We start from the raw sequence: 16,649 nt of genomic DNA, 5'->3' as shown, positions 1-16,649 counted from the left end.
TATATGAACGCTGTCTTATTCTACATAAAGGGTTGGATAGGTTCCCGGATTTACGTCAGGAACGCTTGATCCGTATTTGTCATTGATCGCATGGATGAAAGTGTTTGCTACCACCGCATATCCGCGTGCAGTAGGGTGTACTCCATCCAGTGAAAATGCCCCTCCGGTTGCGTATGTACTGGTTAAAGTCCCGCCATCATATTGAACTCCGGTAGTCGACAATTGTGTGATCAGGTCATAGATATCTACAAATGCCAGGTCGTAGTTTGAAGCCAGTGCTTCGATAGTTGCATTATATGCCATGCGTGCATTATCAACAGTGATCGCTTCTGTTTCTGTCAATACTTGTCCATCGTTTAATGGAACTCCAACTCCGATCACTGAGGTAGGGTCATTCGGATCAGCAAGGGTCCCCAGTACCGAGGATACAGGTAGTGGGATGAAATCTGCAGCGGTGGCTTGTCTTAGGTTTGGAACAGAGTATGCGCTTAGATCGGTCAGATCTTCGTCCATGATCACCACTGCATTTTGTCCCGCACTGAAGCTTATCGTTCTTTGTGCAGCTTCCTCTTCGGTGATCGCATTCAATAAACGGAACTGTTGTATAGCTCCATTATATTGTGCATATGACTGATTAAGGTATGCAGCGGTCGCGGCATCCAATGGTATTGCATTGTAGGGTACTGTTGTTAAAAAAGGAACTGCTTTTACTTCCGGAAGACTTGCAACAGCACCTTTGGCGCCATTAGCGGTTAGTGCCTGAAGAAGCTGGTTGTATACTCCTGCGAATACAGTTGGATCGGTGATATCATTCGAACCATAAGAAGCAACATTCTGATTGCCGGTCTGATCGATTCCAGTACCTCCAGAAGTGGCATATCCAAGAATGTCGTTGCTACCGATGAATAATGTAAAGAAGGTTGGATTCATCGCTACTGCATCCTGAATTACGGATGCATCCGGTGTGCTTGCCATTCTGATATAATAGGGGTTGGCAGCAGCCGGGAAGTTGCCGATATTTCCATATCCGTTCACTAATAAGTGATAACTTTTTGCTCCGGGTACTCCCATATTATTATAAGGTCCTGCAACGATATTTGTGATATCGGTTGTTGGTGTTCCATCGAGAATTACCGGGGTTGGAGATCCGTCGGCACTATACTGAATAACGCGTCTTGCATCTGCGATTTGTTGTCCTCCGGCAAGAAGTCCGCCGATATTATCGTCGACAAGAGGTTGGGTGAATTCGCCTCCACCTGCATGTGCGAATTGAGTTGCCATAATATTCGGGAACGAATTGGTCTGCCCGAATCTGAAAACCGCTCCATCGGTATACCCGGCGGTCAGGGAGTTTCCAACGGAAACATAAGTGCTGAAATCTGCTTCGCCGTTATCGTAAAAGCCGGTTTCATTGACTGCGTCATTAAACTCGGGTTGACAACCCGCAAATGCAGCCGCAATTAAGGAAAAGTATAATATTTTTTTCATTGTCTTAGCTCAGTTTAGATTAGAATCCGTAGGTAACTCCAATACCCGGAATAAAAGCATTGTTCTTATAGGTTCCTCCGAAAGGTACATTAGATCCATTTTCCTGGTAGTAGTCATAAGAAGCATCGATCTCATCAAAATGTACATATAGGAAGGAAGCATCTATGGCAAATCGCTCGCTGATATTAAAGCTGAATCCGCAGGTAAAGTTGTTCGAGTCATTACGAGGTGTTTCCGGAGCGAAATATCCTGCCTGAACAGGTGATTCATCGAAATAATATCCTCCTCTCAACACAAAACGTTCATTCGCTTTGTATTGGAGTCCGAAACGGTAAACGGATGAATTTTTATAGTTTCTGGGGTTGATCGATTCAAGTCCATTGCTGAACTTTACATCAAGAGCTTTATAGGCATCCCAGAAAACTCGGTTATAGTCAAATGCGATAAGCCATTTATCGGCGATCTCATATGATGCTCCTACAGTTAGCTCTGCCGGTAATGGGAGCTCTGCGTCAAAAGTGCCATCACTGAATTGCCCTTGAAGGTTAGAAGGGATGTTTTGGAAATCTGCTTCCCCGCCTTCGGCTTTCATAGCGATTTTAGATCGGTAGTTCGCTCCCAAAGTGATATTGGTCGTTGGCTTGAACATCATGCCCAATGTGTAACCCCAGGCACTGATACCGGTTTGGTCGATGGTTACGTTAAGACGTTCACCTTCGGTATTAGTCGTTGCTCTGTCGAGATTACGGTTGAAGTTTACACTTCCGTTGGCGTAGATAGGTCCACCGCCAATACTGAAGCGATCGTTGAATTTGATAGAAAGCGTTGGTTGAAAGAAAATAGCTTTCAGGCTGATATCATTCACCAGGTGAGAGCCAGCCCAGTTCTTGTCATATTCAACACTCGAGCCGTAAGGAGTATAAACGGCGATTCCCACGGTTGCCCATTCGTTGAGCTGATAAGTTGCGTATACACTAAAAGGTGTTACGACAGGATTATTGGCTTCCTCGTACCAACCGTATTGTTCATTCTGAAAACTGATATTGGAGAATATTAAATTCGTTCCAATACTCACACTGAATTTTTTGTTGAGGAAACTCATCCCTGCGGGATTAAAGAAGGCGACTTCAGGACTGTTCACAACAGCCACACCTGTATGTCCCATAGCCAACTGTTTCTGCCCCTGGAGTGCTACCCTAAACCCTCCGGCATGTGCTAAAACGGCTACCAGCATAAAAATTGCCGATATGTAAATTTTCTTCATGTTAAAAGATTAATGCTATAAGTTATGGTGGCAAAAATTACAATAAATTAAATTTTCCACAACTCAAACGTTACATTATTTTTAACAGATACGCAAAAATTAACATTATTCAGTAAGGAATTTTACGGATTTAGCAAAAAACTCCTTCGGATTTTCAGCGTGCAGCCAATGTCCGGCTTTGCTAATGATTTGAATTTCAGCTTTTGGAAAGTGTTCCAGTATTAAAGATTTGTCTTCGTCTTTGATGTAACCGGATTTTGCGCCTTTGAGGAAAAGAACAGGTCCGGGATAGTGGTCTCCGGGTTCTAGGGGTTCGCCGATCTCGGTCTGTTTGTCTTTTAGAACCTCCAGATTGATGCGAAGTCCGTAGGCGTCCTTATCCTTACGGTAAAGATTCTTTAGGAGGAACATTCTGATTCCGGGTTCATTTATATATTGTGACAGCATATCGTCGGCATCATTTCGGGAATTTATCCTGCTGAAATCAAGTGCGGTAAGGCCGTCGAGAATTTGTTGGTGGTGTGGTGCATAAGATTTCGGAGCGATATCTGCGACAAGCAGGGCTTCCACCATGTCGGGATAGGTGCAGGCAAATTTCATTACGGTCTTCCCGCCCATTGAATGACCGAGGAGAAAAGCCTTGTCCAGTTTATGCGATACCATATAGTTGTGTAGATCCTCAACCATGTATTCGTAGGAGAAGTTTTCGCTATGGAAGCTTCTGCCGTGATTTCGCTGGTCTATGAGGTGTACCTCAAAGCCTGCTTCTGCATATTGACTTCCAAGAGTTTTCCAGTTGTCAGACATGCCCAGAAAACCATGAAGAATTAATAAAGGTCGTCCTTTGCCCGTAATTTTAGAATAGAGTTGTTTCATGATTACTGTAGTCGGGCCAGGTACATTTGTATTACATTTTCAAGGCCCAGGTAAAGCGATTCAGAAATAAGCGCGTGGCCGATGGAAACTTCCATAAGTTCAGGGATGCTGTCATTAAAATATTTCAGGTTATCCAGGCTGAGATCATGTCCTGCATTCACACCGAGTCCGAGCTTGCCCGCCAAATGGGCAGCATCTGCATAAACACGAATGCCTTCCATATTTCCGTTTAGGTAGTCCCGGGCATAGCTTTCTGTATAGAGTTCGATCCTGTCGGTGCCGGTTTTAACTGCAGCTTCGATCATGTCGGTTACCGGGTCGATAAATATAGACGTGCGAATTCCGTTTGAATGAAATTCAGCGATAACTTCTTTCAGGAAATCCATATGTTTGATAGTGTTCCAGCCAGCATCTGAAGTGAGGGCGTCTTCTGCATCCGGTACCAGTGTAACCTGTGTAGGCTGTACTTCCAGAACCAGGTCGATGAATTTTTTCACCGGATTTCCCTCTATATTATATTCTGTGTATACGACCGATTTGAGATCGCGTGCATCCTGGTATCTGATATGTCTTTCGTCGGGTCTCGGATGGATAGTAATGCCTTCTGCTCCAAAATCCTGAATGTCTTTTGCAGCTTTTAGCAAGTCGGGAATATTTCCTCCTCTGGCATTTCTCAGGGTGGCTATTTTATTGATGTTAACACTGAGCTTGGTCATTATATTTATTTTCTGAGTATTTGTAAGCAAAAATACGAAGCGCAGACTATTTATTGTGGCATAAAATGATTAATTTGGGCTATAATTCAATGCTATGAACCTGCAATCGTACATAAATAATGATATATTGCCATTGTTGACCAATTATCCGGTTAGAATGGTAGAGGGGATGTTCGCGGATTGTACATTCACTCACTTCCCTGTTGTTGAAGACCATAAATTATTAGGTAATATTTCGGAGGAAGATCTTGAAGGATTTGAAACCGACAAGAAGATTTCCGATTATATGTATATGCTGGATGTGTTTTTCGTTAAGAAGAATACCAGTTGGCTCGATGTTTTGGAGGCATTTGCCCGAAACAATGCTAATGTAATGCCGGTTCTGGATGAGGATGATAATTATCTTGGATATTATGAGCTTATCGATGTGATCGGCCTTTTTAAAGAAACACCGTTCCTGAATGAACCCGGTGGTATTCTGATCGTAGAAAAGGGTACTCAGGATTATACTTTTAGTGAGATCTCTCAGATCGTTGAAAGTAACGACGGGAAATTGCTGGGTGCATTCGTTTCTGATGCGCAGGAAGATTTGACGCAGATCACTCTTAAAGTCGGTAATGTCGGGTTGAATAATATTCTACAGACCTTTCGGCGATATGGTTACAACATCGTTTCGGGTAATGAGGATGATTCTTATGTGGAAAGTCTGAAAAGAAGGTCAGAATACCTGAGTAGATACCTTAATATTTAAAAATAACTGTATTTTTGACAAGGTTCCGGTTGCAGTGTGATGCATGATTTATGCTGTACAGCCGGATTTTTAGTATTTAAGAAAAACCCATTACAGTGAAAATAGGTGTTTACGGTCAGTATTATCAGGAAGATGCAGGAGATTTTATTCAGGTCCTGCTGAATGCCCTTGAAGAAAATGACGTTAACATAGTTGTAGAGGCAGGGTATTACGAGCAGATCCGGAAATTTGCCGGAATTACCAAAGAATATGCGATGTTCTCTTCCTTTAACGATCTGGATGCATCCTACGACATGATGTTTAGTGTCGGTGGCGACGGAACCATCCTTCGTTCAGTACTCTTTGTAAGGGATCTCAATATTCCGATCCTTGGTATCAATACCGGCAGACTGGGTTTTCTTGCGACCGTTCAGAAGGAGGGCGTGTGTAAAGCAGTTCAGGAAGTGGTCAATGGTGAATACGAGTTGCGGAAGCGTGCGTTGTTACAGATAACTTCAGATCCACCTGTTGACGATCAGACTGAGGTTAATTTTGCGCTCAATGAAATTGCCGTTAGCAGAAAAAATACGACCAGTATGATCACAATAGCGACCTGGCTCGATGAAGAGTATCTGACTTCCTATTGGGCTGATGGACTTATTGTGGCAACTCCGACGGGCTCGACGGGTTATTCATTGAGTTGTAACGGACCTGTGATTGCGCCGAGTACCGATGCCTTTGTGTTGACGCCGATCGCGCCACACAATCTTAATGCGAGACCTTTAGTGATCCCTGATAAGACCAGGATAGAATTGAGTATTTCCGGAAGAGAAGAGAATTTCCTGGTTTCTCTCGATAGCAGGATCGCTACGTTGAGCAATGAAACACGTATCACCATAGAGAAAGCACCATTTTATATTCAGATGGTGGAGTTGCGGGAAGAGAGCTTTCTGAGGACCCTCAGGAAGAAATTATTATGGGGTGAAGACAGACGGAATTAACTCTGATTGTGATTGTAAGACAATATTTTTTAATATTTGTTGTTTTAAGAGCACATTCATTCGTGTGATATTTCTTAAAAATATCATAATGTATATATTTGCAAACTTTGAAATGTATGAGACCCGTAATTTTTGCCATACTGCTACTGACCGCTTTTTCGGTAAATGCACAAATCCTTGAAGTCGGACCTTTCGTTGGAGGGTCTAATGTTATAGGTGATGTAGGATCTGAAAATTTTATCAGACCCAACAGTCTGGCATTTGGAGGTGTTGGAAAATGGAATGTGAGTACACGTTATTCCTATAGGTTTAGCGTGATCTATTCCAAGCTACAGGGCAATGATGCTGATGCATCGAGCTCTGCACGTCAGCAACGTGGATTTAGTTTTACCAACAAAGTGCTTGAGACTTCTCTTGGGATGGAATTCAATTTTCTGGATTTCAATCTTCATGAGTTGAACAAGGCAACTACTCCATATTTATACGGGGGAGTTTCCGCATTGTTTATGGAAGACCTTTATTTTATGAATGGTGAAGATATACATAGCGGAAATAAGACTACATTTGCAATCCCTATGGCTGTAGGGGTAAAAACGAGAATAGGTACTAGTCTGGTGCTGGCCGGAGAAATCGGCGCCCGATATACCTTTAGTGATAATCTGGATGGAAGTAATCCTCCGGGAGATGACCGCTCGTTGGAGTTTGGAAATGTCTATAGCGATGACTGGTATGTTTTCTCAGGTATTATTCTAACGTATACCTTTGTGAAAAAGCCATGTCAAAGCTGTTTTGATTAATGCATGATGAATGAGAATCTGATTAACAAAGAAAATCTGCCTAAACATATTGCCGTTATAATGGATGGCAATGGCCGCTGGGCCAAGCAAAAAGGAAAACTTCGCATATTCGGTCACGAAAACGGGGCTAAGGCCGTGCGTGAAACAATTGAGACCGCAGCCAGGCTTGGTGTCAAGAATCTGACTCTCTACGCTTTTTCTACTGAGAACTGGAACCGACCTAAATTAGAAGTGGATACCCTTATGAAATTATTGGTGTCTGCACTTAAAAAGGAAGTTAAAACTCTTTTGGATAATAATATTCGTCTTAATGCCATCGGTAATCTGGATGCCTTGCCTGAACAGGCGCAGCAGGAACTGATGGAAGTTATGGCAAAATCTAAGGATAATGATCATATGACCGTTACCCTTGCTTTGAGTTACGGGTCCCGTGAGGAGATAAAAAATGCTGTGGTACAGCTTGCTACTAAAGTTAAAAATAATATAATTTCTCCAGACGATATTGACGAAACGATTATAAATAATCATCTTTACACGCATGATCTACCGGATGTAGACCTGTTAATACGTACCAGTGGGGAGTGTAGAATCAGTAATTTTTTACTGTGGCAGATCGCCTACGCGGAGCTATATTTTACAGATGTCCTCTGGCCTGATTTCAGGAAAGATCATTTGATCGAAGCCATACTAAACTATCAAAACCGAGAACGCAGATTTGGAAAAACAAGCGAACAACTTAACTAAGAATATCATGTTTCAAAGATATTTTGGTGTAATTATCCTATTATTATTCTTCACTGCTCCTACTATTGCTCAGGAAACTACTTTTGACAAAGGAAAAAAATACATACTGGGAGGTATTGAAGTTACCGGATTGAAAAGTTTTAACGAACAAACCGTTATTACCTACACCGACCTGCGTCCCGGACAGGAGATCACTATCCCAGGTGAAGAGATCAGTAATGTTATCAATAAATTATGGACGCTTCAATTATTCAGTGATATCAATGTATATCAAACTAAAATTGAAGACGGGAAAATATGGCTCGAGCTCGAGATTACCGAACTTCCAACCTTATCCGATATAAAGGTTAATGGTATTAAGGAAAAGAAGGTTGAGGATGTATTAAAAGAAGCAGATGTCAAAAAAGGTAAAAAGGTTACCGAAGGTTTCCTTGCGAATACCAAGACATATCTGGAAAATAAGTACCGTAAAGACGGTTACCTGAACTCTAAAGTATATATCAATACAATTCCTGATACCACCGCCGATAATTCTAACTCGGTGAAGATGGTTATTAATATTGATAACGGAGAAAAGGTTAAGGTGAAAGATATTTCCTTTGAGGGGAATGAGAAGCTTTCCAATAAGCGTCTTAAAAGGGCGATGAAAAATACTAAGGAGAAACAGTTCGGACGTTTCTGGAAAAAGTCAAAGTTTATCCCTGAAGATTATAAGGCCGATCTTACCGCTATTATAGATGCGTATAAAGAAAATGGTTATCGCGATGCACGTATTCTTAAGGATACGATCAGCAATAATTCTGATAATACCATCGATATAGATATCAAGGTTGAGGAAGGGGATCGCTATTATTTCGGTAATATTGATTTCGTAGGAAATTCTGCCTATACCGATGAATTCCTGCATCAGTATCTTGGAATCAAAAAAGGGGAGACTTATAATGGTGTATTGATGGCGAAACGTATCTCGGAAGCAGATCCGGATGCTAATACCATTGAAAACCTGTATCAAAACAACGGTTATCTTTTCTCTCAGATCAATACAGTTGAAGTGTCGGCACAAAACGATACTATCGATTTTGAGATCCGTATCAATGAAGGTAAGGAAGCCTACCTGAATCACGTTTCTGTAGTGGGTAACGATAAGACCAATGACCATGTTATTTATCGCGAACTTAGAACAAGACCCGGTCAATTATATTCTAAAGAACGTATCGTTCGATCTATTCGTGAATTAGGTCAGTTAGGGTTTTTCGATCCTGAAACCATTGAACCTAAGATTGAAAATCCGAATGCAGAGACCGGTACAGTGGATATCGCTTACCATTTAGAAGAAAAGGGATCATCTCAGATCGAACTCCAGGGTGGTTACGGTGGAGGTGGTTTCATCGGAACACTCGGACTGTCGTTCAGTAACTTTTCGATTCGAAACATCTTTAATAAGGATGCCTATAAACCGGTACCGATGGGTGATGGTCAGCGATTGTCATTGCGACTTCAGGCCAGTCGTTATTTCCAAACGTATAGTTTTTCATTCTCCGAACCTTGGATGGGAGGTAAGAAACCAGTGCAATTCTCGGTTTCCCTGTCTCGAACACTTCAGTTCCGATATAATTACCTGACCGGGGATGCAGATAAAGATCAGCGTTTTACCATCTCGGGTATTACGGTTGGTTTGGCTAAACGTCTGCAATGGCCGGATGATAGCTTCCAGTTGTCACACGCATTGAGCTACCAGCATTATGATCTACAGAATTATTATACCGGACTATTTACTTTCGGTGATGGATATTCTCAGAACTTATCTTATACCATTGCGTTAACTAGAAACAATACCAGGATAAATCCAATATTCCCAACAGGTGGATCACAGTTCAGTATCAGTGCTAAATTATCACCGCCATATTCATTGTTCAATGATGTTGATTATGCGGCATTGGAGGATGATCCGGAATATCAGACTCCCGACAGTACCGGCGAGATGCAGCCTGACCAGGCGAAGATCGACCAGGAACGTTACAAATGGCTTGAATTCTATAAGATCAAGTTCAGCGGAACCTGGTATACGAACCTTATCGATAAACTGGTGCTAAAAAGTAATGCCGAATTCGGTTTTCTGGGCGCTTATAATAATGACAGAGGTGTGATCCCATTCGAACGTTTCTTCCTTGGAGGTGACGGACTCGGAAACTTTACACTGGATGGTCGTGAAAATATACAATTAAGGGGGTATCCTAACCAGTCGCTTTCCGGCGGGGATGGAGAGACCGTTTACAATAAATTCTCATTGGAATTACGTTACCCGATTACATTGAAGCCAACCGCATCAATCTATGCATTGTCCTTTATGGAAGGTGGTGCCAGTTATGATGGGTTTAAACAGTATAATCCGTTCCAGTTAAAACGTTCTGCTGGTGTAGGTCTTAGGATCTTCATGCCTGCATTTGGATTACTGGGAATCGATTTCGGTTACGGATTCGACAACGTTCCGGGGCAACAAGATCCGAGTGGGTGGCAAACTCACTTTATCATCGGTCAGCAGTTTTAATTTTTTGGCATGATATTTTCTATATTCATTTTACGGATAAAATATTTCAAGTTTTTTTAAATAAGGAATATATCCGTATTTTGCCGGCAATAATTTAGCGTGGAATCAGTTCAATAGAAAGATTGTCATGAAATTAACTGAAGGTTTGAATTGAAACCTTAAACCTGATAAAACCGGACCAATGAAAACAAAAGTTCTTTTAATTGTGATTGCTTTGACAGCACTGCAGACAGTAATTGGTCAGCGGGGAGTCAGAATAGGCTATGTCGATATGGAGTACATCCTGGAGAACGTCGAAGAATACAGGATGGCAAATGATCTGCTGGCTAAAAAGGTGGAGCGATGGAAATCTGAAATCGAACAGCAGCAAGCCACCATTCAGCAAATGAGAGATGAACTCAATGCAGAAAAGGTATTGTTGACTAAGGAGCTGATCCGTGAACGCGAGGATGAGATCGATGCGCTTGAAGCCTATATGCTGGAATATCAGCAAGACCGTTTCGGTCCGCAGGGAGACTTGGTCTTACAAAGGAGCAGGCTGGTTCAGCCGATCCAGGATCAGGTATTCAATGCAGTACAGGAACTAGCAGCTGCCAAGCAATATGATTTCATCTTTGATAAATCGGCGGATGTGGTGATGTTGTATTCAGATAAGCGGTATGATATCAGTGATCAGATTTTGCGTAATATCGATATCACCAGAAAGCGAAATGAGAGAGAAGGGAAACCGAATCCTGCCCTCGAGGTCTTTGAGGAAATCGATCCGGATCTGAAAGCAAAAGAGGAGGAATACGAGCAGAAGAAAGTCGACAGGCAAAGCGCGCTGGAAGCAAAACGACAGGCCAAGTTGAAGGAGATCGAAGAACGGAAAAAGGCTTACGAAGAACGACGTAAAAAGATGCTGGAAGAACGTGAAGCTAAAAGAAAAGCTAAAGAAGAAGAAAAGGAAAATGAACCTGATAACGAGAATAATTAAATAACGATAACACTTAACACAAATTAGAAATTTAGTAAACCATGAAACACTTAAAAACGTTAGTAATTGCAGTAGTATTGGCAGTAGGGTCGGTTAGTTTTGCAAGTGCACAAAGTAAGGTAGCTCATATTTTCGTAGATAAGTTAATGCAGGAGATGCCGGAAATGAAAGCAGCACAGGCTGAACTTGAGAAGTTGGGTAAAAGCTACGAATCAGATATCAAGACTACTTATCAGGAGTTCCAATCTAAAGCTCAGTTATATGAGAACGAAGCTTCAGGAAAGACTCAGGAGGAGAACGCAAAGAGAATGCAGGAAATTCAACAAATGCAGGCAAGCATTCAGCAGGCTCAACAAGTAGCTGCTCAGGAGATCGATAAGAAAAAGATCGAATTACTCGAGCCACTATTGAAGAAAGTAAATGATGCGATCCAGAAAGTTGGACGTGCAAAAGGATATCAATATGTTCTTGATGCATCAATGAACTCAGGAATCATCCTTGCCGATGGTCCTGATCTTACCCCTGATGTTAAGAAGGAATTAGGATTCTAAGAATCTGTATTCACAATATTTTCGAAAAGCTCGCATTCTATATGTGGGCTTTTTTTATTTTTACTACTCATGAACAAACAACCTATTGGCATATTTGATTCCGGTGTTGGTGGAACTACTGTCTGGAGAGAAATACATAAGGCGATGCCCTATGAATCGACTATCTATCTTGCTGATAGTCGAAATGCTCCGTATGGTGAACGTTCGAAAGAAGCAATCGTCGAACTCAGTGTCAAGAATACCGAATTATTACTGGAGATGGGTAGTAAGATGATTGTTGTAGCCTGTAACACCGCCACAACAAACGCGATCGATCATCTTCGTCGTACCTATGATGTCCCTTTCATAGGGATTGAACCCGCTATCAAACCCGCAGCTTTAAAATCTTCAAATAAAGCGGTTGGGGTTCTGGCTACTAAAGGAACGCTCAGTAGTGATCTCTTTGCAAAGACTTCGGGTAATTATGCCGGGGGAATCAAGGTTGTAGAACAGATGGGGGAAGGGTTGGTGCCTTTAATTGAAAAAGGCCTGATCGACAGTGATGAAATGACCGCTCTGCTAGATCGGTATCTGAGTCCAATGGTAACTGCCAATATCGATTATCTGGTACTGGGATGTACCCATTATCCATATCTGATACAGCGTATGCGTGAGTTCCTGCCGGAATCGGTAGCGATCATTGATTCTGGCGCAGCGGTGGCACGGAGAACCAAATTCGTGTTAGAAGAACATGAACTTCTCAATACCGTTAAAAACACTCCGGAACTTCGATTTTATACGAATGCAGATGAAGTTTTACTGCGTTCTTTTTTGAAGGATGTTTCACAGGAACACGTGGTGGAATATAAAGACTTTTAACGGTAACGATCAATAATTCTGTTTACCTGGGATAAATAGCCGCTTCCAAAAATGTTCAGATGGATCAGTAGGTAGTACAATTGCCAAATATCCATTCTTCCCCGCCATTCTTCAATCAGAGGATGCGCTTCATTATAGGCATCGAAAATGCGTTCGCTAAATCCACCGAATAGGTGCATCATCGCAATATCCATTTCTCGGTTCATAAAACAGATGGCAGGATCGATCAAACAGGGCGCGCCATTTTCGTCGATAAGATAATTACCTGACCAGAGATCTCCATGGATCAGGGAAGGAGGTTCTTCTGGAATCAGATCTTTGATGTTGAGGAAAAACCGGTCTAGCCGGCCAAGGTCGATGCCATTCTCCATCGCCAGGCGTATTTGAGGGAACAGTCTTTCTTCAAGGTAAAAGGTGTAAAGATCTACATGAAGTTTATTCGACTGAGGTAGTGATCCAATGTAATTGTCATGGGTAAACCCAAAAGCGTTGCTATGGATCTCGTGAAGGGCGGCCAGGTGCCTGCCGAATAACGATTCCCAATCGCCTCTGATCTCTCCGGGTTGGATATATTCTAGTATTAGAAATGCTTCTTCCTGATGAATAACCTGAGGGACCCGTATGGTTCCTGCGTGCCACAATGTTTGGAGTCCTTCAGCCTCAGCTTTGAACATGCCCGGGAATTTATCGGGGTTGTTATGTTTTAGCACATACTTATCTTCATGGCAATGAAGCAGATAGACCTCGTTTATATCACCGCCTTGAAGTGGTTTATAGAATAAAACGTTAGTGTGAAGCACTTCCTGAAGCCGATCGAGGATATATTCAGGAAGATCCATCAGATCCGGATGTAGGTTTCATAGGTAAAGTCATAATTGTGACGTTCGTCTTTGGAATGAAACTCACTTTCGATCAGTTTCCATTGTGCCGGATCAATCTCAGGGAAGAACGCATCCGCTTCAAAAGAACCGTGAACGCGGGTGAGTTCAATCTTATCCGATAACGGCATAAAAAGTTTGTAGATCTCCCCACCACCAATGATAAAGGGGGAGTCATCATTCTTTACGGCTATTAGTGCTTCCTCTGGGGAATGTACTACGATACAACCTTCAGGATTATAATCCTGTTGTCTTGTTATGACGATATGTGTGCGGTTTGGAAGCAGCTTCGGGAAGCTTTCAAGGGTCTTTCGCCCCATGAGTATATGATGTCCGGTGGTAAGTGACTTAAATCTTTTAAAATCATCCGGAAGGTGCCATACCAGGTCATTGTCCTTTCCAAGGGCATTGTTTTCTGCAGCAGCAGCAATCATTGTAATCATTCGGCCATAGGGTTTTTAGGGTTGGGGATTGGATATTCCTTTTCGATCTCCGCTTTCATTCGGGCGATTTTATCTTTTTGTTTTATCACCAGTTTTTCACGCTGGTTACGTTCCCACTCCTTACCCATAAATGGGGAGGTGATAAAAACATTGATGAGATGGATGATAAACAAAAATGCCCAGAATGTGATCGCCCAAACGAACCAATCGTAGGTTTCTCCATACTTGAGAACTTTATTGATGATGATCAGGAAAACACTGCCGATGAGGAATATCACAAAGTGTGCATAAAGTCTTTTCTTTTGGCGAATACGGTTTTGCGCATTTTCAACCAGTTCATGTTGTTCCCGGTCTATTTCGCTCAGTCCTTTATTTTTTGAAAACATAATTGGTTAACTTTAGCATCTCTAACAAAGTTAATCAAAGCATATTAAAATTCTTAGGAATTTGTGGTATGCTGCAAAAAACCAGAACCAGCCAATGATTACAGATGTAGCTTCCGATTTCCCAGTCCTGTCTCAATATACCTACGCCAATACCGCTGCAACCGGCCTGTTAAGTGAAACACTTATGGAATGGCGTCAGGGACACGATCTTGATTACCTTATAAAAGGGAGTCTCTTTCGTGAATATAATGGGAGATTTCTGGAAGATGTGAGAGAGGAAGTGGCGAAGTTCGTGGATGCAGAATCTTCACAAACCGTTTTGTTGCCAAACTTTTCATTCGGTTTAAAGACATTGGTTAACGGCTTGTCCAGAAATAGAAAGGTGTTGTTAGTAAAGGATGATTATCCTTCTCTGAACTGGCCATTTGAAACCGCGGGATTTACTTCGGTAGCCCATGTGGATATTAGCAGTGACCCGGAAGCAGCTGTTTTGGAGTACTTCCGAAAGGACACTCCTGATATATTCGCTTTCAGTATGGTGCAATACCTTAACGGCCTCTGTTTTGATCCGGCCTTTATCAGAGAACTAAAGGCAGCTTATCCCGATACGTTACTGATCGCTGATGGAACCCAATATTTGGGTACTGCGGTATTTTCCTTTGAGAATTCAGGTTTGGATGTGATCGGAACCAGTGGTTATAAATGGTTGTTGGCCGGATTTGGAAATGGTTTTATGTGCGTCAGTGATGTGGTTGCCCGCCAATGTTATGACCATGCAATTCTGTTTGAACCTCAAAAAGAGGAGTTTCTTTCCGGTAAGAATCACCTGCAGATCCATTTGGAGCCCGGACATCTTGATACTCTCAACCTGGGGAGTCTCGGGCAGTCTGTTCAATGGTTGTCTTCTTTAGGGATGGCGAATGTAGAGGCGAGATTAAAAGAGTACTCAGCTTTTGGTAGAAAGGAATTTGTAAAATTAGGAGTGGCGGATCCTGTTATTGAAAACAGAGAATTTCATGCGCCTGTCTTTAGTCTCAAACTAGGAAAGAAAACTATTGATGCCCTGAAGAGTCGGGATGTTATATTTTCCGTTAGGGGAGGGAAGGTACGTTTGAGTTTTCATATTTATAACAGCATCAAGGAGATGGAAAAGATCGCTAAGATCATAAAGCATAGTGAGGGTGCTTAAAATTCTGAAATTTTTTACTGGGTTTTTACAAATTTCAATTTTTGGTTAATTAAATTTTATCAAATCTGTAAATGTTTGGATGCCTGTTGTTTAGTATTGTTTTAATGCTATTTTTGTTTAGTGTTCTAACGAATAAATCCAAAGATTATGGCAATTACTAAACAGTATCTCAAAACAAAACCAATTTGCAAAGTAACCTTTACCGTACCTGCCGATGAGGCTGAGACAGTGGTAGTGGTAGGGGATTTCAATTCATGGGATCCGGAAACCGGAGATCTGAAAAAAATGAAGAATGGTAATTTTAAAGGAACCTTCGATCTTCCTAAGGATAACTCCTATGAATTCCGCTATATTATAGATGGTAGTTACATCAATGAAGAATCTGCTGATGCTTACCAGTGGAATGATTTTGCCGGGGCGGAAAATGCCGTTCTAGTGGTTTAGGTGCTCAGATCTCTCTGAAAATTTTGATCGCATCATCATAGAACATAATGATTCGTTGCAGGTCGAAGTTTTTCGAAATGGGATAGATCAAACCATTCCAGTCACCCTGTATCCATTCAACGTGCTCCATTGTTTTGGAATTTTGAATGTTAATTCCCTTTTTGCCCCAAATTGAAACATAATAATAAGGTACATCGCAGTGCTTATCAGCGATAGCGTATCCTAAGCCCATGCCATAGGATTCTTCAAATAGGAGCATACCTGTGTCGAAATGATGTGGCCATATTCTAATTTCAGAAGTATCGGAGTAATTTTCTTTGATCGATTCCAATGCTTTCTGTGCTATATTTCTTTCCTCGATCAATTGGTAAATAATTTTTTCATCTTCAGCATTCACACTCAGAAAGGTATCGAACCCAGTAGGTAGATCGAATCCCAGTTTATAGTTAAAATCGGAGGCGTGTAATCCGAATTCTGTCAATGCTTCCCGTATCCAGGAATCTATATCTGAAATTCCCAGTCCGGTAAGATCCAGTGTTTCTGCAATTTGTCGGTAATGAACCGTCAGACTGAGATCTGCATAGCTCAATTTCAAGAATATTCCGTTAACGATTCGGGAGATCAATGCGCTTTCTGCGATAGACCATGACATATTAGATTGACTGTCGTCTTTTTCAGTTGGAAGGAAACTGTTGCTGAAGGCGGCGAGGAACTGAGCCAGATGATGAAATTTATTCTGTATGATATTTACGTTTTTCAT

Annotated in this window: 18 protein-coding genes; 10 read left to right on the top strand and 8 right to left on the bottom strand. The window is 41.8% G+C overall.

Going from position 1 to position 16,649, the window contains the following annotated elements:
- Window positions 1–15: 15 nt before the first annotated feature.
- The 4 genes from DMZ48_RS07915 to DMZ48_RS07900 all read right to left on the bottom strand — a co-directional run bounded on the left by DMZ48_RS07915 (window position 16) and on the right by DMZ48_RS07900 (window position 4,344).
- Window positions 16–1,488: an SGNH/GDSL hydrolase family protein gene (locus DMZ48_RS07915; RefSeq protein WP_143954585.1), complete on the bottom strand. Its 1,473-nt coding sequence runs from the start codon at window positions 1,486–1,488 to the stop codon at window positions 16–18.
- 19 nt (window positions 1,489–1,507) lie between these two features.
- The gene (locus DMZ48_RS07910; RefSeq protein WP_143954584.1) at window positions 1,508–2,752 is read right to left on the bottom strand and encodes an OmpP1/FadL family transporter; all 1,245 of its coding nucleotides are present in this window, start codon (window positions 2,750–2,752) and stop codon (window positions 1,508–1,510) included.
- 105 nt (window positions 2,753–2,857) lie between these two features.
- Window positions 2,858–3,628: an alpha/beta fold hydrolase gene (locus DMZ48_RS07905; protein WP_143954583.1), complete on the bottom strand. Its 771-nt coding sequence runs from the start codon at window positions 3,626–3,628 to the stop codon at window positions 2,858–2,860.
- 2 nt (window positions 3,629–3,630) lie between these two features.
- Window positions 3,631–4,344, bottom strand: coding sequence for a pyridoxine 5'-phosphate synthase (locus DMZ48_RS07900; RefSeq protein WP_143954582.1), 714 nt, complete (start codon window positions 4,342–4,344; stop codon window positions 3,631–3,633).
- A gap of 94 nt (window positions 4,345–4,438) precedes the next feature.
- Between DMZ48_RS07900 and DMZ48_RS07895 the strand changes: the two genes are divergently transcribed.
- From DMZ48_RS07895 to murI, 8 genes are all read left to right on the top strand, one after another.
- Complete coding sequence (locus DMZ48_RS07895) at window positions 4,439–5,095, top strand: CBS domain-containing protein (protein WP_143954581.1); 657 nt, start codon at window positions 4,439–4,441, stop codon at window positions 5,093–5,095.
- A gap of 95 nt (window positions 5,096–5,190) precedes the next feature.
- Window positions 5,191–6,075: an NAD kinase gene (locus DMZ48_RS07890; protein ID WP_143954580.1), complete on the top strand. Its 885-nt coding sequence runs from the start codon at window positions 5,191–5,193 to the stop codon at window positions 6,073–6,075.
- Window positions 6,076–6,191: 116 nt separating this feature from the next.
- Window positions 6,192–6,872 (top strand): type IX secretion system protein PorG, encoded by a 681-nt coding sequence (porG, locus tag DMZ48_RS07885; protein ID WP_143954579.1) that lies wholly within the window; start codon window positions 6,192–6,194, stop codon window positions 6,870–6,872.
- Between the two features lie 6 nt (window positions 6,873–6,878).
- Complete coding sequence (locus tag DMZ48_RS07880) at window positions 6,879–7,616, top strand: isoprenyl transferase (RefSeq protein ID WP_143954661.1); 738 nt, start codon at window positions 6,879–6,881, stop codon at window positions 7,614–7,616.
- Window positions 7,617–7,623: 7 nt separating this feature from the next.
- The gene (bamA, locus tag DMZ48_RS07875) at window positions 7,624–10,164 is read left to right on the top strand and encodes an outer membrane protein assembly factor BamA (protein WP_143954578.1); all 2,541 of its coding nucleotides are present in this window, start codon (window positions 7,624–7,626) and stop codon (window positions 10,162–10,164) included.
- 181 nt (window positions 10,165–10,345) lie between these two features.
- The gene (locus tag DMZ48_RS07870) at window positions 10,346–11,140 is read left to right on the top strand and encodes an OmpH/Skp family outer membrane protein (RefSeq protein WP_143954577.1); all 795 of its coding nucleotides are present in this window, start codon (window positions 10,346–10,348) and stop codon (window positions 11,138–11,140) included.
- A 41-nt stretch (window positions 11,141–11,181) separates the two neighbouring features.
- The gene (locus tag DMZ48_RS07865; protein ID WP_143954576.1) at window positions 11,182–11,691 is read left to right on the top strand and encodes an OmpH/Skp family outer membrane protein; all 510 of its coding nucleotides are present in this window, start codon (window positions 11,182–11,184) and stop codon (window positions 11,689–11,691) included.
- A 69-nt stretch (window positions 11,692–11,760) separates the two neighbouring features.
- Window positions 11,761–12,549: a glutamate racemase gene (gene murI, locus DMZ48_RS07860; protein WP_143954575.1), complete on the top strand. Its 789-nt coding sequence runs from the start codon at window positions 11,761–11,763 to the stop codon at window positions 12,547–12,549.
- Here the strand turns inward: murI and DMZ48_RS07855 are convergent.
- From DMZ48_RS07855 to DMZ48_RS07845, 3 genes are read right to left on the bottom strand one after another with little or no spacing between them, the layout of a single operon-like run.
- Window positions 12,546–13,388, bottom strand: a complete 843-nt coding sequence (locus DMZ48_RS07855; protein ID WP_143954574.1) for a fructosamine kinase family protein — start codon at window positions 13,386–13,388, stop codon at window positions 12,546–12,548. The genes murI and DMZ48_RS07855 overlap by 4 nt on opposite strands.
- Entirely contained in the window at window positions 13,388–13,870 is a 483-nt protein-coding gene (locus DMZ48_RS07850; RefSeq protein WP_143954573.1) for a dihydrofolate reductase, read from the bottom strand. Before DMZ48_RS07850 ends, DMZ48_RS07855 begins: the two co-directional genes overlap by 1 nt.
- Window positions 13,867–14,256, bottom strand: a complete 390-nt coding sequence (locus tag DMZ48_RS07845; RefSeq protein WP_143954572.1) for a 2TM domain-containing protein — start codon at window positions 14,254–14,256, stop codon at window positions 13,867–13,869. The genes DMZ48_RS07850 and DMZ48_RS07845 overlap by 4 nt, the downstream gene beginning before the upstream one ends.
- A 94-nt stretch (window positions 14,257–14,350) precedes the next feature.
- On the opposite strand from DMZ48_RS07845, the gene DMZ48_RS07840 reads away from it, so the two are divergent.
- Together DMZ48_RS07840 and DMZ48_RS07835 are read left to right on the top strand one after the other, a co-directional pair.
- Window positions 14,351–15,445 carry an aminotransferase class V-fold PLP-dependent enzyme gene (locus tag DMZ48_RS07840; RefSeq protein ID WP_143954571.1) on the top strand — a complete coding sequence of 365 codons (1,095 nt, stop codon included), beginning with the start codon at window positions 14,351–14,353 and terminating at the stop codon, window positions 15,443–15,445.
- A 147-nt stretch (window positions 15,446–15,592) separates the two neighbouring features.
- Window positions 15,593–15,889: an isoamylase early set domain-containing protein gene (locus DMZ48_RS07835; RefSeq protein ID WP_143954570.1), complete on the top strand. Its 297-nt coding sequence runs from the start codon at window positions 15,593–15,595 to the stop codon at window positions 15,887–15,889.
- Between the two features lie 4 nt (window positions 15,890–15,893).
- On the opposite strand, the gene DMZ48_RS07830 is transcribed toward DMZ48_RS07835, so the two are convergent.
- Window positions 15,894–16,649 carry a hypothetical protein gene (locus DMZ48_RS07830; protein WP_143954569.1) on the bottom strand — a complete coding sequence of 252 codons (756 nt, stop codon included), beginning with the start codon at window positions 16,647–16,649 and terminating at the stop codon, window positions 15,894–15,896.

The organism is Robertkochia solimangrovi (genome assembly GCF_007279655.1).
Taxonomy (GTDB): Bacteria; Bacteroidota; Bacteroidia; order Flavobacteriales; family Flavobacteriaceae; genus Robertkochia; species Robertkochia solimangrovi.
Note: the sequence above shows the minus strand (reverse complement) of the source record. Positions and strands in the feature narration are given on the sequence as shown.